This window comes from Streptomyces sp. NPDC013317 (assembly GCF_055563155.1).
In genome coordinates this window covers 189,603-208,903 of sequence record NZ_JBVHDX010000005.1, presented here as the reverse complement: position 1 = coordinate 208,903, position 19,301 = coordinate 189,603, and the positions used below count along the sequence as shown (strand labels likewise).

24 protein-coding genes are annotated in these 19,301 nt (G+C 73.2%); 5 read left to right on the top strand and 19 right to left on the bottom strand.

Annotation, left to right across the window (positions count from 1 at the left end; translation table 11 throughout):
• Positions 1-71: 71 nt before the first annotated feature.
• The 7 genes from trpM to hisI all read right to left on the bottom strand — a co-directional run bounded on the left by trpM (position 72) and on the right by hisI (position 5,074).
• Positions 72-281: a tryptophan biosynthesis modulator TrpM gene (gene trpM, locus ACZ3IJ_RS16550; RefSeq protein WP_391798132.1), complete on the bottom strand. Its 210-nt coding sequence runs from the start codon at positions 279-281 to the stop codon at positions 72-74.
• Positions 282-366: 85 nt separating this feature from the next.
• Positions 367-1,176: an indole-3-glycerol phosphate synthase TrpC gene (gene trpC / locus ACZ3IJ_RS16545; RefSeq protein ID WP_361432948.1), complete on the bottom strand. Its 810-nt coding sequence runs from the start codon at positions 1,174-1,176 to the stop codon at positions 367-369.
• 142 nt (positions 1,177-1,318) lie between these two features.
• Positions 1,319-1,777, bottom strand: coding sequence for a DUF2752 domain-containing protein (locus ACZ3IJ_RS16540; protein WP_467469074.1), 459 nt, complete (start codon positions 1,775-1,777; stop codon positions 1,319-1,321).
• A 374-nt stretch (positions 1,778-2,151) separates the two neighbouring features.
• Positions 2,152-2,403, bottom strand: a complete 252-nt coding sequence (locus tag ACZ3IJ_RS16535) for an HGxxPAAW family protein (RefSeq protein WP_467468726.1) — start codon at positions 2,401-2,403, stop codon at positions 2,152-2,154.
• Positions 2,404-2,547: 144 nt separating this feature from the next.
• Entirely contained in the window at positions 2,548-3,207 is a 660-nt protein-coding gene (locus tag ACZ3IJ_RS16530; protein ID WP_467468724.1) for a TIGR02234 family membrane protein, read from the bottom strand.
• A gap of 14 nt (positions 3,208-3,221) precedes the next feature.
• Positions 3,222-4,712 carry an anthranilate synthase component I gene (locus ACZ3IJ_RS16525; RefSeq protein ID WP_467468722.1) on the bottom strand — a complete coding sequence of 497 codons (1,491 nt, stop codon included), beginning with the start codon at positions 4,710-4,712 and terminating at the stop codon, positions 3,222-3,224.
• Positions 4,713-4,723: 11 nt separating this feature from the next.
• Positions 4,724-5,074 (bottom strand): phosphoribosyl-AMP cyclohydrolase, encoded by a 351-nt coding sequence (hisI, locus tag ACZ3IJ_RS16520; RefSeq protein WP_467468720.1) that lies wholly within the window; start codon positions 5,072-5,074, stop codon positions 4,724-4,726.
• Positions 5,075-5,158: 84 nt separating this feature from the next.
• Between hisI and ACZ3IJ_RS16515 the strand changes: the two genes are divergently transcribed.
• Positions 5,159-5,794, top strand: a complete 636-nt coding sequence (locus ACZ3IJ_RS16515) for a TIGR03085 family metal-binding protein (RefSeq protein ID WP_467468718.1) — start codon at positions 5,159-5,161, stop codon at positions 5,792-5,794.
• A gap of 13 nt (positions 5,795-5,807) precedes the next feature.
• Here ACZ3IJ_RS16515 and ACZ3IJ_RS16510 read toward each other — a convergent pair whose 3' ends face one another.
• The 10 genes from ACZ3IJ_RS16510 to hisD form a co-directional block, all read right to left on the bottom strand.
• Complete coding sequence (locus ACZ3IJ_RS16510; protein ID WP_467468717.1) at positions 5,808-7,064, bottom strand: MFS transporter; 1,257 nt, start codon at positions 7,062-7,064, stop codon at positions 5,808-5,810.
• Positions 7,061-7,648 (bottom strand): helix-turn-helix domain-containing protein, encoded by a 588-nt coding sequence (locus tag ACZ3IJ_RS16505; protein ID WP_467468715.1) that lies wholly within the window; start codon positions 7,646-7,648, stop codon positions 7,061-7,063. The genes ACZ3IJ_RS16510 and ACZ3IJ_RS16505 overlap by 4 nt, the downstream gene beginning before the upstream one ends.
• Positions 7,649-7,760: 112 nt before the next feature.
• On the bottom strand, positions 7,761-8,516 hold the full coding sequence (hisF, locus tag ACZ3IJ_RS16500) for an imidazole glycerol phosphate synthase subunit HisF (protein WP_352190536.1): 756 nt from the start codon (positions 8,514-8,516) through the stop codon (positions 7,761-7,763).
• Positions 8,513-8,911, bottom strand: a complete 399-nt coding sequence (locus ACZ3IJ_RS16495) for a RidA family protein (RefSeq protein ID WP_467468712.1) — start codon at positions 8,909-8,911, stop codon at positions 8,513-8,515. Before ACZ3IJ_RS16495 ends, hisF begins: the two co-directional genes overlap by 4 nt.
• Positions 8,908-9,645, bottom strand: coding sequence for a bifunctional 1-(5-phosphoribosyl)-5-((5-phosphoribosylamino)methylideneamino)imidazole-4-carboxamide isomerase/phosphoribosylanthranilate isomerase PriA (gene priA, locus ACZ3IJ_RS16490; RefSeq protein WP_467468710.1), 738 nt, complete (start codon positions 9,643-9,645; stop codon positions 8,908-8,910). The genes ACZ3IJ_RS16495 and priA overlap by 4 nt, the downstream gene beginning before the upstream one ends.
• A gap of 2 nt (positions 9,646-9,647) precedes the next feature.
• Positions 9,648-10,298, bottom strand: a complete 651-nt coding sequence (gene hisH, locus ACZ3IJ_RS16485) for an imidazole glycerol phosphate synthase subunit HisH (RefSeq protein ID WP_467468708.1) — start codon at positions 10,296-10,298, stop codon at positions 9,648-9,650.
• Positions 10,295-10,462, bottom strand: coding sequence for a hypothetical protein (locus tag ACZ3IJ_RS16480; protein ID WP_175439076.1), 168 nt, complete (start codon positions 10,460-10,462; stop codon positions 10,295-10,297). Before ACZ3IJ_RS16480 ends, hisH begins: the two co-directional genes overlap by 4 nt.
• A gap of 4 nt (positions 10,463-10,466) precedes the next feature.
• The gene (gene hisB / locus ACZ3IJ_RS16475; protein WP_158986436.1) at positions 10,467-11,060 is read right to left on the bottom strand and encodes an imidazoleglycerol-phosphate dehydratase HisB; all 594 of its coding nucleotides are present in this window, start codon (positions 11,058-11,060) and stop codon (positions 10,467-10,469) included.
• Entirely contained in the window at positions 11,057-12,187 is a 1,131-nt protein-coding gene (locus ACZ3IJ_RS16470; protein WP_467468705.1) for a histidinol-phosphate transaminase, read from the bottom strand. The genes hisB and ACZ3IJ_RS16470 overlap by 4 nt, the downstream gene beginning before the upstream one ends.
• Positions 12,184-13,509: a histidinol dehydrogenase gene (gene hisD, locus ACZ3IJ_RS16465; protein ID WP_467468703.1), complete on the bottom strand. Its 1,326-nt coding sequence runs from the start codon at positions 13,507-13,509 to the stop codon at positions 12,184-12,186. The genes ACZ3IJ_RS16470 and hisD overlap by 4 nt, the downstream gene beginning before the upstream one ends.
• Before the next feature lie 174 nt (positions 13,510-13,683).
• On the opposite strand from hisD, the gene ACZ3IJ_RS16460 reads away from it, so the two are divergent.
• From ACZ3IJ_RS16460 to ybaK, 4 genes are all read left to right on the top strand, one after another.
• Entirely contained in the window at positions 13,684-15,285 is a 1,602-nt protein-coding gene (locus tag ACZ3IJ_RS16460) for an oxidoreductase (protein WP_467468701.1), read from the top strand.
• 139 nt (positions 15,286-15,424) lie between these two features.
• A complete protein-coding gene (locus ACZ3IJ_RS16455) occupies positions 15,425-16,432 on the top strand; it encodes a hypothetical protein (RefSeq protein ID WP_467468699.1) in 1,008 nt (335 codons plus the stop codon).
• Positions 16,433-16,467: 35 nt separating this feature from the next.
• The gene (locus tag ACZ3IJ_RS16450) at positions 16,468-17,205 is read left to right on the top strand and encodes an LON peptidase substrate-binding domain-containing protein (protein WP_467468697.1); all 738 of its coding nucleotides are present in this window, start codon (positions 16,468-16,470) and stop codon (positions 17,203-17,205) included.
• Positions 17,206-17,217: 12 nt separating this feature from the next.
• Positions 17,218-17,715: a Cys-tRNA(Pro) deacylase gene (ybaK, locus tag ACZ3IJ_RS16445; protein WP_467468695.1), complete on the top strand. Its 498-nt coding sequence runs from the start codon at positions 17,218-17,220 to the stop codon at positions 17,713-17,715.
• 49 nt (positions 17,716-17,764) lie between these two features.
• On the opposite strand, the gene ACZ3IJ_RS16440 is transcribed toward ybaK, so the two are convergent.
• The gene (locus ACZ3IJ_RS16440) at positions 17,765-18,385 is read right to left on the bottom strand and encodes a DUF2567 domain-containing protein (protein ID WP_467468693.1); all 621 of its coding nucleotides are present in this window, start codon (positions 18,383-18,385) and stop codon (positions 17,765-17,767) included.
• A gap of 34 nt (positions 18,386-18,419) precedes the next feature.
• Positions 18,420-19,289 carry an ABC transporter permease gene (locus ACZ3IJ_RS16435; RefSeq protein WP_467468691.1) on the bottom strand — a complete coding sequence of 290 codons (870 nt, stop codon included), beginning with the start codon at positions 19,287-19,289 and terminating at the stop codon, positions 18,420-18,422.
• Positions 19,290-19,301: the final 12 nt, after the last annotated feature.

Sequence of the window (19,301 nt, the reverse complement as noted above, 5' to 3'; positions counted from 1 at the left end):
GGGCGCCGTTCCGTTGTGCCCACCCGTTCCGCCGTGCGGAACGAATGCCCACAACGTGAGCGGGCCCGGAGTCAGGCCGTCGTGAAGGTGCGCGCGGGGTGCGGGCGCCATCGCATGCCGTTGACCTGCCCCGGCTCGTCACCGATCACATACCGCACCCGGCGGCCGTGGACACGGCGGGCGGGTGCGCGGCAGCCGCGCGGCCGGCAGCCCCGGGCCAGCGGGGCGTGGGCGGGCGCGGCGGCGGTACGGAGGCGGGTGCGCAGCGCACGGCTGGGCACCGCGATCACCGCGCCCGCGCCGGACCCACCCGGGGCGGTGAGGCCCTGGGTGGTCGGCGTGGCGCGGTGCGGGGTCATGGCGGGGTCAGCCCCGCCCGTGGCGCAGGGCCGGGTGGGCGCCGGCGGCGACGAGGTCGGCGACGGCGGCCTTCGGGTCGCGGCCGGTCACGAGGGACTCGCCGACCAGGACCGCGTCGGCGCCGGCGTTGGCGTACGCGATGAGGTCGTGCGGCCCGCGGACGCCGGACTCGGCGACCTTGACGATGCCGGCCGGGATCTCGGGGGCGACGCGCTCGAAGGTGGAGCGGTCGACCTTGAGGGTCTTGAGGTTCCGCGCGTTGACGCCGATGATCCGGGCGCCGGCGTCGACGGCACGCTCGACCTCGTCCTCGTCGTGGACCTCGACCAGCGGCGTCAGGCCGATGGACTCGGCGCGCTCGATCAGGGAGACGAGGGCCTCCTGCTCGAGGGCGGCGACGATCAGGAGGGCGAGGTCGGCGCCGTAGGCACGGGCCTCCCACAGCTGGTACGCCGTGACGATGAAGTCCTTGCGCAGGACCGGGATGTCGACCCGGGCACGTACGGCCTCCAGGTCGGCGAGCGAGCCACCGAAGCGGCGCTCCTCGGTCAGCACGGAGATGACGGCGGCGCCGCCCGCCTCGTAGTCCGCGGCCAGACCGGCCGGGTCGGCGATCGCGGCGAGCGCGCCCTTGGACGGGCTGGAGCGCTTGACCTCGCAGATCACGGTGACGCCCTCGCCGCGCAGTGCGGCGACGCCGTCCTTGGCCTGCGGCGCCTTGGCGGCGCGCTCCTTGAGCTCGTCGAGGGAGACCCGCGCCTGCCGCTCTGCGAGGTCGGCGCGCACGCCTTCGATGATCTCGTCGAGCACACTCACGCGAGAGGCCCCCTTCCGGGACGGTGATGGTGGCGGTGGTGCAGATGAACCAGGTTCAGCCATGTCGATGGTATCCGCACCGAGGGTCCGGACTCGCATCCGGCCGAGATGCGTCCCACCTACTGGGACTTCCGGTGCGGGGTCAGGGGGCGAGCGCGGAGCCGAACGGAAGGTTCCGCACCAGGGTGAAGAGGGCGAGGAGGGCGCCGACCGCCCACCCCCAGGCGGGGGTGACGCCGACCCTCATGGGCACGCCGCGTACGGCGCGAACCAGCCACAGGACCATGACGAGGGCGAAGAGGCCGTAGCCGACGACGGCGAGGGCGTTGGCGCCGAACGCGGCGGCGAGGTCGCCGTGGACGAAGGCGTGGGCACTGCGCAGGCCGCCGCAGCCGGGGCAGTACAGCCCGGTGAAGCGGAGCAGCGGGCAGACGGGATAGTGCCCGGGCTCGTTGGGATCGACGGCCCCGACGTACGCGAAGGCGACGGCGACCCCGCCGAGCACCCCGACCGGCACCAGCAGACGCCGCGCCACGGCCCGCCCGGCCCGGCCGCCGGGTTGCCCGGGGACGTGCCCCGGGGCCCCGGCCGCGTCGAGCACGCCGTGGAACGGCGGGCTTCCCGGACTCCGGAAGTCCCCGGCCGGACCCGCCGCGGCCGCCCCGTGCACGGGCTCGACCGGGTTCGCGCGCGGCGGGTGGGGCGCCGCAGGCACGGCCCCCGACCGGCCCGCCGCGCGCGGCCGGGACGGGGCCCCGGGCTCGTCCGGAGATCCGGCGGCAGGAGCCGGCACGGCTCTGCCGGAGCCGGCTGCCGCAGGGGGCGCCGCCGAAGCGGTCGCGGGCTCTGCGTGCGAGAAGGGCTCGGGGTTGGCGTCCACGCGGTGATTCTCGCGCCTCACGCGCGAAGGCGCAGCCCGGCCCCGCCGGACTGCGCCTTCGCGCGTGTCGCTGGTCGCGTCGCGTACGTCGTCCGTCAGACGGCGCGCGCCTTCGCCGTCGCCGTCTCGCGGGCCGCGGCGACCGCCGCCGACTCCTTCGGCATGCCCAGACCCGCCACCTTCATCGCCAGGCCGATCACACCGCCCAGCAGGACGACGGCCATGCCGGCCCAGAAGCCGGCCACGTTGGCGGCCACCATGAAGACTCCGGCGATGCAGAAGCCGATGAAGGAGATGATGACACCGGTCCAGGCGGCCGGGGTGTGTCCGTGGGCGCTGCCCGCCATGAGTTGCTCCTCGTTGCTGTTGCTCGGTGGCTCGATGGTGAGGTCTCGCGTGCGCGGACACTCGTGGTTCATTGTCCCGCACACGGGGGCGCGAGGATGAATCGGGGTGGTGCGACGATCACGCGTCGCGTCCGGCCTCCGCGATCATCCCTCGCGCGTCGGGTCCTCGCCGCGGTCCAGGGCCTTCCACAGGTCCTCGGGCCGGTCCGGCGACGCGGCCGGGGCCCGGCGCGCCGCACGGGGCGTGCCGGTCCGCTCGTACCGTCCGCCCATCGTCGGCCAGCGCGTGCCGAACCGCAGCGCGAGCAGCCCCGCGACGAGGATCAGCAGCGCGCCGCCGGCCGTGACGTACGGCCACGCGGTGTGCGTGAGACCCGCGACCGTCGCCGCGGTGTCGCCGGAGATCCGGGCCGCCTCGGCGTCCAGCGCGGCGCCGTCGGACGCGCCGAGGAACGCGGCGGCCGCCGCTCCCGCGCCGCTCAGCGCGAGGAGGCCGGAGACCAGGGCGCGGCCGGCGCGGCGGACGGCGAAGACGGCGACGAGCGCGGCGAGGCCGACGATCGCGAGCGCCGTCGGTACGCCGGTGACGGCGCCGCCGTCGGCCTCGACGGGCACCGTGCCGCCACCGACCGACGCCGTGCCCTCGGCCCAGATCTGGCCCGCGGACAGCAGCACGACGGTGGCACCGAGGGCGCCGAGCAGGAGAGCCGCGGCCAGGCTGCGGCGGCCGCCGGACGCGGCGGCGGCGCCGTCCGCGCGAGCGGCTCGGGGCTGGGGTACGGGAACAGCACTCACGTACCCCACTATCCCTTACGCCGTCACGCGCCGTTCATCCGGTTGGCGGTGTGCACGGCGCGGAGCACGGCGGCGGCCTTGTTGCGGCACTCGTTGTCCTCCGCGACCGGGTCGGAATCGGCGACGACACCCGCTCCCGCCTGCACGTACGCGGTGCCGTCACGCAGCAGGGCCGTACGGATGGCGATCGCGGTGTCGGAGTCGCCGGCGAAGTCGAGGTAGCCGACGCAGCCGCCGTACAGTCCGCGCCGGGAGGGTTCGAGCTCCTCGATGATCTGCATGGCGCGCGGCTTCGGCGCGCCGGACAGCGTGCCGGCCGGGAAGCAGGCGGTGAGGACGTCGAAGGCGGTCCGCCCCTCGGCGACCCGTCCGGTCACCGTCGAGACGATGTGCATGACGTGCGAGTACCGCTCGATCGACATGAAGTCGACGACCTCCACCGAACCCGGCTCGCAGACCCGGCCCAGGTCGTTGCGGCCGAGGTCGACGAGCATCAGGTGCTCGGCCCTCTCCTTGGGGTCGGCGAGCAGCTCCTCGGCGAGGTCGTGGTCCTCCTGCGGGGTCGCGCCGCGGTGCCGGGTGCCGGCGATGGGATGCACCATCGCCTGCCCGTCCTCGACCTTCACCAGCGCCTCGGGGCTGGATCCGACGACGTCGAAGCCGTTCTCGAAGCGGAAGAGGTACATGTACGGCGACGGGTTGGTGGCCCGCAGGACCCGGTAGACGTCGAGCGCCGAGGCGTGGCAGGGGGTCTCGAAGCGCTGCGAGGGGACCACCTGGAAGGCCTCGCCGGCCCGGATCCGCTCCTTGATGTCCTCGACGGCGTCCTGGTAGGCCCGGCCGCCCCAGAGCGCGGAGAACTCCGGCAGCTCGGACGGCGGGAGCGCGGCGGGCACGGAGGCGACGGGGCGGGCCAGGTCGGCCTGCATGGCGTCGAGCCGGGCGACGGCGCCGGCGTACGCCTCGTCGACACCGGTCTCCAGGTCGTTGTGGTTGATCGCGTTGGCGATCAGCAGGACCGTGCCGTCCCAGTGGTCCAGGACGGCGAGGTCGCTGGTGAGCAGCATGGTCAGCTCGGGGAGCTCCAGGTCGTCCCGGGTGGAGTCGCCGATGCGCTCCAGGCGGCGGACGACGTCGTAGCCGAGGTAGCCGACCATGCCGCCGGTGAAGGGCGGCATGCCGGAGGCCAGGTCGCGCGGAGTGTGGAGGGCCTCGACGGTGGCGCGGAGCGCGGCGAGCGGGTCGCCGTCCGTGGGGACGCCGACGGGCGGGGTGCCCAGCCAGTGCGCGCGGCCGTCGCGGACGGTGAGGGTGGCGTCGCTGCGGACCCCGATGAAGGAGTAGCGCGACCAGGAGCGGCCGTTCTCGGCGGATTCGAGGAGGAACGTGCCGGGGCGCTCGGCGGCGAGCTTCCGGTAGAGCGCGACCGGGGTGTCGCCGTCCGCGAGGAGGCGGCGGCTGACGGGGATGACACGGCGGTCTGCCGCCAGCTTGCGGAAGGTCTCGAGATCCATGGCGCCAGACCCTACTTGCCCAGGGGCAGGACGTCGGCGTCGAAACAGGTCCGCGCGCCGGTGTGGCAGGCGGCGCCGATCTGGTCGACCCTGACGAGCACGGTGTCGGCGTCGCAGTCGAGCGCGACGGACTTGACGTGCTGGACGTGGCCGGAGGTGTCGCCCTTGACCCAGTACTCCTGGCGGCTGCGCGACCAGTAGGTGCAGCGGCCGGTGGTGAGGGTGCGGTGGAGGGCCTCGTCGTCCATCCACCCGAGCATCAGCACCTCGCCGGTGTCGTACTGCTGGGCGATGGCCGGGACGAGTCCGTCCGGGCTGCGCTTGAGGCGGGCGGCGATGGCCGGGTCGAGATTGCTGCTCATGGGGCCATTGTGCCGTGACCGGCGGGTGCGTCCGGATGACCGTCCACTGGGCGGACCGCGGGCGGCGGCCGTACGCTGGCGAGCATGTCGACCCATGCGAAGCGTGAACGCCTTCTGCTCGCCGACCTGTTGGAGGCGGCCGGGCCCGATGCCCCGACGCTCTGCGAGGGCTGGCTGACCCGTGACCTCGCGGCCCATGTGGTCGTGCGCGAGCGCCGTCCGGACGCGGCCGCCGGAACGGTCGTACCGGCGTTGAAGGCGCGGCTCGACCGGGTGCAGGCGGAGTTCGCGGAGAAGCCGTACGAGGAGCTGATCCGGCTCATCCGAACGGGGCCGCCCCGGATGTCCCCGTTCACGATCAAGCAGGTGGACGAGGGGGCGAACATCGTCGAGTTCTACGTCCACGCGGAGGACGTGCGGCGCGCCCAGCCGGAGTGGTCGGCGCGCGAGCTGGACCCGGTCTTCTCGGACGCCCTCTGGTCCCGTCTGGAGAAGGGCGCGAAGCTGCTGGGCCGCAGGGCCCCGGTGGGCCTGGTGCTGCGCCGCCCGAACGGCCAGACGGCGGTGGCCAACCGCGGCACCCCGGTGGTGACGGTCTCCGGGGAGCCGGGCGAGCTGACGATGTTCGTCTTCGGCCGCCAGGACCAGGCGAAGGTGGAGCTGGACGGGGACCAGGACGCGATCGACCGTCTGCACGAGACGAAGCAGCTGGGCATCTAGGGCGCAACACGCCCTAGGGCGTGTTGCGAAAGTCCCGTCGTGGCAGTTCCGCGCGGCGCAGGGCCCGTACGGAGAGTCCGTACACGCCGCCGAGCGCGCAGACCGCTGCGCTGGCGGTGTACACCGGGGCGAGTCCCCACAGGCCGATCGCCGCCCCGGTGAGCGGGAAGCTCAGCGGGGCGACGCCGAGGCTGAAGAAGCTGGAGACGGCTGTCACCCGCCCGAGGTACGCGGGGTCGCACTCCGTCTGGGTGAGCGCTCCGCAGAGCGCGCCGCTGAGGCCCGCGAGCAGGCCGACGGAGACGGACACGGCGACGGCGACGGGCAGCTGCGGTACGTAGGCGAGGGCGCCGATCGAGCCTGCCCCGAGGGTGATCGTCCAGGCCATGACGGCCCCGGCGCGGGGTATCCGGCCCCGCACGGTCAGCAGCAGCGAGGCGGCGGCCGCTCCGACGCCGAATCCGGCGAGGACCCAGCCGATGCCCGCGGCGCCCCAGTCGCGCCGGTCGGCCAGGAGCGCGAGGCCGACGTTGAGGGGGCCGACGAAGCCGAGGTCGCTCAGCGCGACGACGATCATCAGCGGGCCGAGGACCCGGTGCCGGCGGATGTAGCGCAGTCCGTCGGCGAGGTCGCGCAGTCCGGTGCCGTCGCGGGCGGGCTCGTCGCCGGGCAGCGGGGCGATCCGGAGCTTCAGGAGGAGGGGCAGCGAAAGGGCGAAGAGGAGCCCCGCGGCTCCGAAGGCGGCCGCCGGTCCGCCGAGGGCGACGGCGAGGCCGCCGAACGGGGCGCCGAGGACGATCCCGGCGCGATAGGCGAGCCCGCGCATCCCCTGGACGCGGGCGAGCTCCTCGCGGGGGGCGATCCGGGGCGGCAGCGCGCCGACGGCCGGCAGGAAGAGGGCGTCGAGGGCGCCGAAGACGAGGGCGGCGGCGGCCAGCACCCAGAGGGCCGGGCTCGTGAGGAGCACGAGGGCGGCCACACCGAGGACGACCAGGCAGCGGACGGTGTCGGACAGGACCACGACCCGGCGCGGCCCGAAGCGGTCGGCGATCACTCCCCCGCCGAGCATCAGCAGGGCTCGCGGCACGGCGCTGACGGCCATGACGAGCCCGGCCTCGGCGGGGGTGCCGCCGCGTACGGCGGACCAGGAGAGGGCGAGGTGGTAGACGCTGTCGCCGAGGGTGGAGGCGCTGTAGGCGCCGAGCCAGCGCAGGACGTTCGGGTCGCGGTGGGCGGGCCGGGCGGCTCGGACGGCGGTGGGCGCCGTCATGAGCGGTAGGGGAAGCCGTGGAGGTGGATGGCGACGTTCTCGCGGCCTTCGGTGTCGCCGGCCCGCTCGGCGGCGCGGGCGGCCTGGTCGTACCTCTTGAGCAGCGCGTCGAGCTCCCCGCCCAGCGCGGCGAGTTCGGCCGCGGTCAGGCGGGGCAGCCACTCGGAGCTGATGGAGGCGGAGCGCCATTCGTCGGACCAGGTGAGCCGCTCGTCGAGGAAGCGGCGGTGGAGTTCGGACCGCTGCTCGTTGATCGTGCGTCCGAGGGCGTCTCCGGCGGCGACCAGCTCGGGTGTGCTCCGGACGTCCTCGTCCCGGATGGAGACGCCGTACGAGCTGGGCTGCCACCAGCGCTCGCGGCCGTCGGCGGAGTGTCCCGGCGCCTCTTCGATGAGGTCGTGCTCGGCCAGTTTGCGCAGGTGATAGCTGACGAGGGAGACCGCCTCGTCGACCTGGTCGGCGAGCTGGGAGGCGGTGGCGGTGCGGGCGACGAAGAGGGCGCGGTAGAGGCGCATCCGCAGCGGGTGCGAGAGGGCCTTGAGGGTGCCGAGATCGGTGATCCGGCGGTTCTCCTGCGAGGTCATGCCCACGACCGTAGGTGCGAAAGAAACATTGCACAACTGAAATTGCACAAATAATCCTGCACATCTGCCGAGAAGAAAGGCCCCCGGTCGGGGGCCTTCCTGGAAGCGCTGCTCAGCGGACCGCGTGGCCCGCGTCCCGCAGTGCGCCCTTGACCTCGGAGATCCGCAGGTCGCCGAAGTGGAACACCGAGGCGGCCAGCACCGCGTCCGCGCCCGCCTCGATGGCCGGCGGGAAGTCGGACAGCCGGCCGGCGCCGCCGGAAGCGATCACCGGCACGGTCACGTGCCTGCGCACGGCCGCGATCATCTCGGTGTCGTAGCCGTCCTTCGTGCCGTCCGCGTCCATCGAGTTGAGCAGGATCTCGCCCGCGCCCAGCTCGGCGGCCCGGTGCGCCCACTCGACGGCGTCGATGCCGGTGCCCTTGCGGCCGCCGTGCGTCGTCACCTCGAACGACCCGGAGGCCGTGCGCCGGGCGTCCACGGAGAGGACGAGCACCTGGCGGCCGAAGCGCTCCGCGATCTCGCGGATCAGCTCGGGCCGGGCGATGGCGGCCGTGTTCACGCCCACCTTGTCGGCACCGGCGCGCAGCAGCTTGTCGACGTCCTCCGCCGCACGCACCCCGCCGCCCACGGTCAGCGGGATGAAGACCTGCTCGGCGGTGCGGCGCACCACGTCGTAGGTCGTCTCCCGGTTGCCGGAGGAGGCGGTGATGTCGAGGAAGGTCAGCTCGTCGGCGCCCTCGGCGTCGTACAGCTTCGCCATCTCGACGGGGTCGCCCGCGTCGCGCAGGTTCTGGAAGTTGACGCCCTTCACGACGCGGCCGTTGTCCACGTCCAGGCAGGGGATCACCCGTACGGCGAGGCTCATTCCGCACCACTCCGGTAGGCCTCGACCTCGACCTCGACGACGAGGCTCGGGTCGACGAAGCCGGAGACGATGATCATCGAAGCGGCCGGGCGGACGGCGTCGAACAGCTCCTTGTGGGCGCGGCCGACCTCCTCCACGTCCCGGGCGTGCGTGATGTACATCCGGGTTCGTACGACGTCCTCCGGGCCCAGACCGAGCTTCCTGAGGGCGTCGAAGGCCACGTTGAAGGAGTTGACGGCCTGCTCGTACGGGCCTCCGCCGGCGATCTGGCCGCCGACCACAGACGTACAGCCGGCGACGAGGACCAGGCCGTTCGGCAGCTCCACCGCGCGGGAGTAACCGAACTGCTCCTCCCAGGGTGCGCCGGTGACGACCTTCTTCACGCCGTCGCTCATACGGAAGCCACCGCCTCCAGCGCCTCCTCCAGGGTGAACGCCTTGGCGTAGAGCGCCTTGCCGACGATCGCGCCCTCGACGCCCAGCGGGACGAGCCCGGAAAGGGCGCGCAGGTCGTCCAGGGACGACACGCCGCCGGAGGCGACGACGGGCTTGTCGGTGGCGGCGCAGACGTTCTTCAGGAGCTCCAGGTTCGGGCCCTGGAGCGTGCCGTCCTTGGCGATGTCGGTGACGACGTAGCGGGAGCAGCCCTCGGAGTCGAGGCGGGCGAGCGTCTCGTAGAGGTCGCCGCCGTCGCGGGTCCAGCCGCGGCCGCGCAGGGTCGTGCCGCGCACGTCGAGGCCGACGGCGATCTTGTCGCCGTGCTCGGCGATGACCTTGGCGACCCACTCGGGGGTCTCCAGCGCGGCGGTGCCCAGGTTGACGCGGGTGCAGCCGGTGGCGAGGGCGGCGGCGAGCGAGGCGTCGTCGCGGATGCCGCCGGAGAGCTCGACCTTGATGTCCATCGCCTTGGCGACCTCGGCGATCAGCTCACGGTTGTCGCCGGTGCCGAAGGCGGCGTCCAGGTCGACCAGGTGCAGCCACTCGGCGCCGGAGCGCTGCCAGGCGAGGGCGGCCTCCAGCGGGGAGCCGTAGGAGGTCTCCGTACCGGACTCCCCGTGCACGAGGCGGACGGCCTGGCCGTCGCGGACGTCGACGGCGGGGAGGAGTTCGAGCACGCTGTCAGAAGACACAGTCACAGGGTTCCGATCCAGTTGGTGAGCAGCTGCGCTCCGGCGTCGCCGGACTTCTCGGGGTGGAACTGGGTCGCCCACAGGGCGCCGTTCTCGACGGCCGCGACGAACGGCTCGCCGTGGGTGGCCCAGGTGACCTTGGGGGCGCGCATGTTCGGGTTGCCGACCTCCAGGGTCCACTCCCGCACTCCGTAGGAGTGCACGAAGTAGAACCGGGCGTCGGCGTCCAGGCCCGCGAACAGCTCGCTGTCCTCGGGCGCCTCGACGGTGTTCCAACCCATGTGGGGCACGACCGGGGCCTTCAGCGGCTCGACCGTACCGGGCCACTCGTCGAGGCCCTCGGTCTCCACGCCGTGCTCGATGCCCCGGGCGAAGAGGATCTGCATGCCGACGCAGATCCCCATGACGGGGCGGCCGCCGGAGAGGCGGCGGTCGACGACCCACTCCCCGCGGGCCTCCTTGAGGCCCTTCATGCAGGCGGAGAAGGCGCCGACGCCGGGGACGAGGAGTCCGTCGGCGTTCATCGCCCTGTCGTAGTCGCGGGTGATCTCGACGTCGGCACCGACATGGGCGAGGGCCCGCTCGGCGGAGCGGACGTTGCCGAAGCCGTAGTCGAAGACGACGACCTTCTTGGAAGTACGCGCAGTGCTCATTCCCAGATCCCCTGAATCCGCAGGACGCCCGCGACCAGGCACATCGCGGAGGCGACGGCGAGGAGGACGATCACGCCCTTGGGCAGCTCCTGCTTGGAGAAGGAGTACACACCGCCGGCGAGGAAGAGACCGACGACGATGAGGATGGTGGAGAGGCCGGTCATGGAGTTAGAGCGCGCCCTTCGTGGAAGGCAGGATGCCGGCCGCGCGCGGGTCGCGCTCGGAGGCGTAGCGCAGGGCCCGCGCCAGCGCCTTGAACTGGCACTCCACGATGTGGTGGGCGTTGCGCCCGTACGGCACGTGGATGTGGAGCGCGATCTGCGCCTGCGCCACGAAGGACTCGAAGATGTGCCGGGTCATGGTCGTGTCGTAGGAGCCGATCATCGGCGCCATGTTCTCGGGCTCGGTGTGCACCAGGTACGGGCGGCCGGAGAGGTCGACGGTCACCTGGGCGAGCGACTCGTCCAGCGGGACGGTGCAGTTGCCGAAGCGGTAGATGCCGACCTTGTCGCCGAGCGCCTGCTTGAAGGCGGCGCCGAGGGCGAGGGCGGTGTCCTCGATGGTGTGGTGCGAGTCGATGTGCAGGTCGCCGTCGGTCTTGACGGTGAGGTCGAAGAGCCCGTGGCGGCCGAGCTGGTCGAGCATGTGGTCGTAGAAGCCGACGCCGGTGGCGACATCGACCTTGCCGGTTCCGTCGAGGTCGATCTCGACGACGACGGAGGTCTCCTTGGTGGTGCGCTCGACTCTGCCAACGCGGCTCATGAGCTCTGCTCCTTCTTCAGTGCGCGAACCGCATCGAGGAACGCGTCATTCTCTTCGGGGGTGCCGGCGGTGACCCGCAGCCAGCCGGGTACGCCGTTGTCCCGGACCAGGACACCCCGGTCGAGGATCTTCGCCCAGGCCTCGTGGGAGCCCTCGGCTCCGTCGAAGTGGCCGAACTGGACGAAGTTGGCGTCGGACTCGGTGACCTCGTAGCCGATCGCCCGCAGCTCGGTGACGAGGCGGTCCCGCTCGGTCTTGAGCTGCTCGACGTACCCGAGGAGCGTATCGGTGTGCTCCAGGGCCGCGAGGGCGGTGGCCTGGGTGACGGCGGAGAGGTGGTACGGCAGCCGTACGAGCTGCACGGCGTCGACCACGGCCGGGTGCGCGGCGAGGTAGCCCAGGCGCAGACCGGCCGCGCCGAAGGCCTTGGACATGGTGCGGGAGACGACCAGGTTCGGACGGCCCTCGATCAGCGGCAGGAGTGAGTCCCGGTGGCTGAACTCGACGTACGCCTCGTCGACGACGACGAGCGAGGGCTTGGCCGCCTGGGCGGCCTCGTAGAGGGCGAGGACCGTCTCGGCCCCCACCGCCGTGCCGGTGGGGTTGTTGGGAGAGGTGACGAAGACGACGTCGGGCCGGTTCTCGGCGATCGCCTTCTCGGCCGCCTCGACGTCGATGGTGAAGTCCTCGTTGCGCGGCCCGGAGATCCAGCCGGTGCCGGTGCCGCGCGCGATCAGGGCGTGCATCGAGTACGAGGGCTCGAAGCCGATGGCGGTACGGCCGGGGCCGCCGAAGGTCTGCAGCAGCTGCTGGAGGACCTCGTTGGAGCCGTTGGCGGCCCAGACGTTCCCGACGGCGACGGGGTGCTTTCCGGTACGGGTGAGGTAACGGGCGAGCTCGGTGCGCAGCTCGATCGCGTCCCGGTCGGGGTAGCGGTTGAGGCCGCGGGCGGCTTCGGCGACCCGCTCCGCGATCCGGGCCACGAGGGCCTCGGGCAGCGGGTACGGGTTCTCGTTGGTGTTCAGCTGCACGGGGACGTCGAGCTGGGGCGCGCCGTAGGGGGACTTGCCCTTCAGCTCGTCGCGGATCGGAAGGTCGTCGATCCGGATGGTGTCGTTCGCGGTCACTTGCTTTCTGGCACCTTCCAACCGAACCGGGCCTTGAGCGCGGCACCGTGCGCGGGCAGGTCCTCGGCCTCGGCGAGGGTGACCACGTGGTGGGTGACCTCGGCGAGGGCGTCCCGGGTGTAGTCCACGATGTGGACGCCGCGCAGGAAGGACTGCACGGACAGGCCCGAGGAGTGGCAGGCGCACCCGCCGGTGGGCAGTACGTGGTTGGAGCCGGCGCAGTAGTCGCCGAGGGAGACCGGGGCCCAGGGGCCGACGAAGATCGCGCCCGCGTTGCGGACGCGCTCGGCGCGCGCGGCGGCGTCGGCGGTCTGGATCTCCAGGTGCTCGGCGCCGTACGCGTCGACGACCTTGAGGCCGTCCTCCAGGTCCCTGACGAGGACGATCGCGGACTGCTTGCCGGCGAGGGCGGGGACGACCCGGTCGTCGATGTGCTTGGTGGCCGCGACCTGGGTCTTCAGCTCGGCCTCGGTGGCCTCGGCCAGCTCCTCGGAGTCGGTGACGAGGACGGCGGCGGCCATCGGGTCGTGCTCGGCCTGACTGATGAGGTCGGCGGCGACGTGCACCGGGTCGGCCGTGGAGTCCGCGAGGATCGCGATCTCGGTCGGCCCGGCCTCGGCGTCGATGCCGATCCGGCCGGTGAAGTACCGCTTGGCGGCGGCGACCCAGATGTTGCCGGGGCCGGTGACCATGTTGGCGGGGGCGCAGGACTCGGTGCCGTAGGCGAACATCGCGACGGCCTGGGCGCCTCCGGCCGCGTACACCTCGTCGACGCCGAGCAGTGCGCAGGCGGCGAGGATCGTGGGGTGCGGCAGCCCTCCGAACTCCTTCTGCGGCGGGGAGGCGAGCGCGACGGACTCCACGCCCGCTTCCTGCGCCGGGACGATGTTCATGATCACGGAGGAGGGGTACACGGAGCGGCCGCCGGGCGCGTAGAGGCCGACGCGCTGGACGGGGATCCACTTCTCGGTGACCGTGCCGCCGGGCACGACCTGGGTGGTGTGCGTCGTACGGCGCTGGGCGCGGTGGACGATCCTGGTCCGCCGGATGGACTCCTCCAGGGCCGCGCGGACGGCCGGGTCGAGCTGCTCCAGGGCCGCGGCGAGCGCCTCGGCCGGCACGCGGACGTGCTCCAGCCGCACACCGTCGAACTTCTCCGCGTACTCGACCAGCGCCGCGTCGCCCCGATGATGGACGTCCTCGCAGATGGGCCGCACCTTGTCCAGGGCGGCTTCCACGTCGAACTCGGCACGGGGCAGCAGGTCGCGCAGTGCGCCACCCTCGGGGAGGGCGTCGCCGCGCAGGTCGATACGAGAGATCACGGGTCAATTCTCGCAGACGCCCCACAAGCGCCGGACGTCCGTATCACTGACTGATACGAGCCACAGTGGCGTCTAGTCGCCACAGCTGACCGTTAGCGTTCAGTCCGTCACTCAGCGGGAAGAACGGCTGTACGAATCCAGGGAAGCGGGTTCGTGGAAAGCGAGGGGGCGGCAGTGACCGAGCCGCACGAGGACGGAATGCCGGACGGTCTGACGGGCCCGGAGCGGGCCATGTGGCGGGCTTTCCGGATCGGCAGGAGCTGTGATCTGAGCGAGGGGGACGCGGCACGGGACGACCCGTTCGGGGCGGAGGCGTGGGGCGAGCAGCGCAGTGTCCGGGCCGAGGTGGTGGCGCTGCTGCTGCTCGACGGCCCGCAGGCGCGGGCCGGGCGGGTCGCGGCGCTGAAGCTGCGCGGCGTGCGGATCACCGGCGTGCTCAATCTGGCCGGCGGGACGATCGACCCGTACGTGGAGTGGAACCGCTGCCGCTTCGACCAGGAGATCGTGCTGCCGGAGGCGCGTTTCGGCACGGTGCGGATGGTGGAGTGCGCGATACCGCGGCTCGAGGCGGCGCGGCTGCACACGGAGGGGGATCTGCATCTGCCGCGCTGCCGCGTGCAGCGCGGGATCCGGCTGACGGACGCGCAGATAGGCACCGATCTGCTGATCAACCAGATCCGGGTGTGGCCCGACCGGCGCGGCCGGGCGATCACGGCGGACGGGCTGGTGGTGGCGCAGGACCTCCAGGCCGAGCTGATCGAGACGTACGGCGAGCTGAGCCTGCGCGGGGCGAAGGTGGGCGTGTCGCTGAGCCTGCGGGGCAGCGTGCTGCGCGGCGCGCAGCAGCGCCGCGCGCTGAACGCTCCGCAGCTGACGGTGGAGCGCTCGCTCTATCTGAACGCGGCGTGGGTGTACGAGGGCTCGGGGGACTCGACGGCCACTCCCCCGTACGGCGTGGGGTACACCCCGGTGCGCGGCGCCCGGCGAAAACCGGTGGAGTGCCATGGCGGGGTGCGCCTCGACGACGGACGGTTCGGCGACGCGGTGGACCTGCACTACGCGCGGTTCATGCTGAACGGTGCGAGCCGGGAGGAGGTGTCGCTGCGCCGGATCGCCACGCCGGAGCTGCGGTTCAACGGCGAGCGCCCGGAGGAGGGGCGGGTGGTGCTCAACGGAGCCCGGGTGGTGACGCTGATCGACCTTTCCACGAGCTGGCCGGGCCCGGGCGGCCTCTCCATGAACGGCTTCGTCTACGAGAACCTCGTGCCGTACGGACACTTCCCGCTGACACGCCGTCTGGAGTGGGTGGCGGCGGCGACCCCGGAGTACGCCCCGGAGCCGTACGAGCGGCTGGCGACGGTGCTGCGCAACAGCGGGGAGGACGCGGACGCCCGGGTCGTGCTGCTCGCCAAGCAGCGGCGGCGCCGGGAGACGCTGCCGGTGGCCGGGAAGCTCTGGGGCTATCTCCAGGACTGGACGGTGGCGTACGGCTACCGGCCGGGCCGGGCGGCGCTGTGGATGGCGGTGCTCTGGGCGGCCGGGGCGCTGGCGTTCTCGCGGCACGACCCGGTGCCGCTGAAGGCGGAGGAGTCGCCCCACTGGAGCGCCACGCTGTACGCGCTGGATCTGCTGCTGCCGGTGATCAACCTCGGTCAGGACGGCTACTGGCGGCTGGAAGGCCTCTGGCAGTGGGTCGCGACGGCGCTCATCCTGCTCGGCTGGGTGCTGGCGACGACGGTGGCGGCGGGAGCGTCGAGGCTGTTGCGACGGGGGTGACGGATGGGGCGTGGGGGGCGGATTGTGCCGACTCCCACCCCTTTCTTTACGCTGTCTTGACCTCCCACAGGACAACTTTCCTGCCGCTACCAAAGCTTCACAGTCCCCCACTGGCGCCGCCCCCACCTGCGGTTTTTGAATGGTCCGCACGATGTCTCTGTTCCGCGCCCTGATCGGCACCGCCCGGATGGTCCGGCTTGCACCGCGGCTCGACGCCGCCCTGCCGCCGGGCGACGACGTGCTGCTCGACGCGCCGGACGACAGGCTCGCCCCGGCCCTGGTGGCGGCGGCGCTCGCCGACCCCGAACCCGCCGCGAAGCTGCTCGCGACGACCCGGGACGCGGCCGAATGGGAGAAGCGCGACCGGTACGTGGCCCGGCTCGCCACCTTCGCGTACAGCCGTGACGGGTGGCTGGCCCACTGGCTGGCGGTCTCGCCCCGGGACCCGGACGCGCTGCTCGTCAAGGCGGAGCTGGCGGTGCGCAGGGCCTGGGAGTCGCCGGCCCGCTCCGAGCGGCTGCGTGAACTCGGACCGCTGATCGACGCGGCCGCCGAGGCCTCGCCGCGCGACCCGGTGCCGTGGCGGCTCGCCCTGGACCACGCGCGGGGCACCCATGCGGGGCACACGGCCTTCGAGGCGCTGTGGGAGCAGGCCGTGCGGCGCTCACCGCACCACTACGGCTGCCATGTCGCCGCGCTGCGGTATCTGTCCGCCCAGTGGTACGGCTCGCACCACGAGTGCTTCGACTTCGCGGAGGAGGCCGCCGAGGACGCGCCGCCGGGCTCCCTGGCCCGGGCGCTCCCGGTCAACGCGGCCTTCGCCCGGCTCCTCGCCGGTGACGGCCCGGTCCACGACGACCGGACGGACGCCGCGGCGGACCGGGGCATCGCACTGTCCGCGGAGTTCCCCGAGGGCGACCCGTGGGCGGCCGAGGTCCGCAATCTGCTGGCGTACGTGCTGGTCAGACGGGGACGCTGGGCGGACGCGCTGGAGGAGTTCCGAAAGATCGGTCCGTACGCGACGACCTTTCCGTGGGGGCTCGTCGAGGAGGATCCGCTCGCGGCCTTCCTGGAGACGAGGGACCTGGTGCGGGCCGAGGCCGGCCGCGCGAGGTCACTGCGCGGAGCCGGAGCCGGACGGGCCTGACGGGGTGCGCCCGACGGCCATTACTCTTGACCGCTGTGACCACCGCCAGCCTGCCACTCTTCCCGCTCAACGCGGTGCTGTTCCCGGGCCTCGTGCTGCCCCTGAACGTGTTCGAGGACCGGTATCGCGCCATGATGCGCGAGCTGCTCACGACCGACGAGTCCGAACCGCGCCGGTTCGCCGTCGTCGCGATCCGCGACGGCCGTGAGGTCGCGCCGACGGCGCCGGGGATGCCGGACCAGACGGCGCTGCCGGAGAAGGGGCCCGCCGCGGGCTTCGGCCCCGACCCGATCCAGGCCTTCCACCGGGTCGGCTGCATCGCCGACGCGGCGACGATCCGGGAGCGGTCGAACGGCAGCTTCGAGGTGATGGCGACGGGGACGACCCGGGTGAAGCTGCTGTCGGTGGACGCGACGGGGCCGTTCCTGGTCGCCGAGGTCGAGGAGATCCCGGAGGAGCAGGGCGACGAGGCGGGCACGCTCGCGGAGGGTGTGCTGCGGGCGTTCCGGAGCTACCAGAAGCGGCTGGCGGGGGCGCGGGAGCGATCGCTGACGACGAGCGAACTGCCGGACGACCCGTCGGTGGTGTCCTACCTGGTCGCGGCGGCCGCGGTGCTCGACATCCCGTCGAAGCAGCGGCTGCTGCAGGCACCGGACACGGCGACGCGGCTGCGGGAGGAGCTGACGCTGCTCCGCTCGGAGACCGCCGTGCTGCGGCATCTGCCGTCGCTGCCGGCGGTGGAGCTGACCCGGGCGCCGACGAGCCCGAACTGACGGAGGAGCGCGGTGGCGAAGAAGCAGAAGAAGCAGACGGGCGGCACCCCGGCGACGGTGGCCCTGACGACGGCCGGCGTGCCGTTCACCGTCCACTCCTACGACCACGACCCGGCGTCGCCCTCGTACGGCGAGGAGGCGGCGGAGGCCCTCGGCGTCTCGCCCGACCGGGTCTTCAAGACGCTGGTCGCGGACGTCGACGGCGAACTGACGGTCGCGGTCGTCCCGGTCGCCGGACAGCTGGACCTGAAGGCCCTGGCCTCGGCGGTCGGCGGCAAACGCGCGGCGATGGCGGACCCCGCCCTGGCGGAACGCACGACGGGCTACGTCCGTGGCGGCATCTCCCCGCTCGGCCAGCGCAAGCGCCTGCGCACGGTCCTGGACGCCTCGGCCACGACGCACGCCACGATCTGCGTCTCGGCGGGCCGCCGTGGCCTGGAGGTCGAACTCACCCCCGAGGCCCTGACCGGTCTCACCACGGCCGTCCTCGCCCCCATCGGCCGCGCGTAGCGACCGGTCCGAGCCCGGCCCGAAACTCCGGGCCGGGCGGGTCAGGAGGTCAGGACTCCTCGGGCCAGTCCGGTTCCGGGTCCCTCGGGCCGAAGAGCGCGGTCAGGGAGAGGTGGACGACCATCGCCGCGAGCGGCCACGCGAGCATCGCCCCCGCCCACATCTCCAGCTTCAGCGGAGCGTCGAACTGCACCCCGGCCCCCACCTCGCGCGCGTGCGCGACCACGTCGTGCGTCGGCCCCAGGGCCGTGCCCACACCCCAGCCGAGCAGTGACCCGAGCACCCCGCCCGCCGCCAGCGCGAGCACCAGCGCCACGCCGCCGTGCCGGTGGAACAGGAAGACGAGCGCCGCCGCCACCGCGCCGAAACCGAGCGCCAGCAGGACGAACGTCCCGTCCGCCCCGACCGCCGACTCGCCCTCGCTGTTCCGCAGGAACACCGCCTTGCCGTCCGAGATCAGCGGAACGCGCGGCGCCAGCCACAGCCACAGCAGTCCCAGCGCCGCCCCGGCGACCGCCGAGACCGCGGCCACCACCGCGGCCTGCCGGAGCTCCCTGGCCACGCTCGGGGCACCGTCCCCGGAGTGCGTCGGCGGATGGTGCGCCGGCCAGCCGTGCGGCGGCACGGCATCGTTCGGCGGCTGGTGAGGCGGTGTCAGAGGTGCGGTCACCCCGCCATCGTGCCAGGTACGGGAACGACCCGCCTCAGCGGACCGCCGCCCGCCGGTACGCCCAGGTCGCCACCGCGAGCGAGACCACCCCGACCGCCCCGCAGACCGCGAGGTCGAGCCCGACCGCCGCCCAGTCCGGGTGCGCGTCGAACGTCCGGGCCAGCGCCTCCACGCCGTACGTCGACGGCAGCAGGTCCCGTGCCCAGCCGATGGGTCCCGGCAGCCGGTCCGCCGGCAGCACACCGAGCAGCAGCGCGGCCGACATGCCCAGCTGGCCGAGCAGCGTCGCGAGCTCCTGACGCGGTGCGAGCAGCCCGAGCGCCGCCCCGAGACCGGCCAGCGCGGCTCCCGCCAGCGGCACGACCGCCGCGATGATCCACAGGTGGCCGAGCGGCAGCCCGAAGAGCAGCGAGCCGATGACCGCGGTCACCACGGTCCCCGGCACCGTGAAGGAGGCGTACGCCCCCGCCGCTCCGAGGACGACCGCGGCGGGCGGCACCGGCAGCGTGGCGTAGTGGTCGAGGCCGCCGGTCGCTCGCAGCTGCCCGAAGTACTGGGCGAGCAGGTTGAGCGCGACGAACGCGACCACGAGCACCGACGAGCCCGCCACGACGGCGCGCGCCTCCGACCCGCCGTCGACGACGCCCCGCATCAGGACCATGATCCCCACGGACTGGAAGGTCGCCACGAAGAGCAGCGGTATCCGGGAGACCCGGGCACGCGAGAGCTGTGCGCGGTAGACGGCGGCGAGTGCGGGCAGCAGCCGGGCGCGCGGCGCCAGCGGCGCGGCGGTGACCGAATTCCCGGCCGCCGCTCCGGCGGCCCGGGCCCCCGGGCCCTCGGCCGATGCCTGTCCCGGCGCCGGTCCCGACGCCGACGCGGCCTGGGCGGGCACGATACTCACTCCCTACAGCTC

Coding starts and splice junctions, on each gene's coding strand:
- ACZ3IJ_RS16535 (WP_467468726.1), bottom strand. CDS start 2,403: ATGGCGGGCAGCGCCCACGGACACACCCCGGCCGCCTGGACCGGTGTC.
- ACZ3IJ_RS16525 (WP_467468722.1), bottom strand. CDS start 4,712: ATGGATCTCGAGACCTTCCGCAAGCTGGCGGCAGACCGCCGTGTCATC.
- hisI (WP_467468720.1), bottom strand. CDS start 5,074: ATGAGCAGCAATCTCGACCCGGCCATCGCCGCCCGCCTCAAGCGCAGC.
- ACZ3IJ_RS16515 (WP_467468718.1), top strand. CDS start 5,159: ATGTCGACCCATGCGAAGCGTGAACGCCTTCTGCTCGCCGACCTGTTG.
- ACZ3IJ_RS16510 (WP_467468717.1), bottom strand. CDS start 7,064: ATGACGGCGCCCACCGCCGTCCGAGCCGCCCGGCCCGCCCACCGCGAC.
- ACZ3IJ_RS16505 (WP_467468715.1), bottom strand. CDS start 7,648: ATGACCTCGCAGGAGAACCGCCGGATCACCGATCTCGGCACCCTCAAG.
- hisF (WP_352190536.1), bottom strand. CDS start 8,516: ATGAGCCTCGCCGTACGGGTGATCCCCTGCCTGGACGTGGACAACGGC.
- ACZ3IJ_RS16495 (WP_467468712.1), bottom strand. CDS start 8,911: ATGAGCGACGGCGTGAAGAAGGTCGTCACCGGCGCACCCTGGGAGGAG.
- hisH (WP_467468708.1), bottom strand. CDS start 10,298: ATGAGCACTGCGCGTACTTCCAAGAAGGTCGTCGTCTTCGACTACGGC.
- ACZ3IJ_RS16480 (WP_175439076.1), bottom strand. CDS start 10,462: ATGACCGGCCTCTCCACCATCCTCATCGTCGTCGGTCTCTTCCTCGCC.
- hisB (WP_158986436.1), bottom strand. CDS start 11,060: ATGAGCCGCGTTGGCAGAGTCGAGCGCACCACCAAGGAGACCTCCGTC.
- ACZ3IJ_RS16455 (WP_467468699.1), top strand. CDS start 15,425: ATGGTCCGCACGATGTCTCTGTTCCGCGCCCTGATCGGCACCGCCCGG.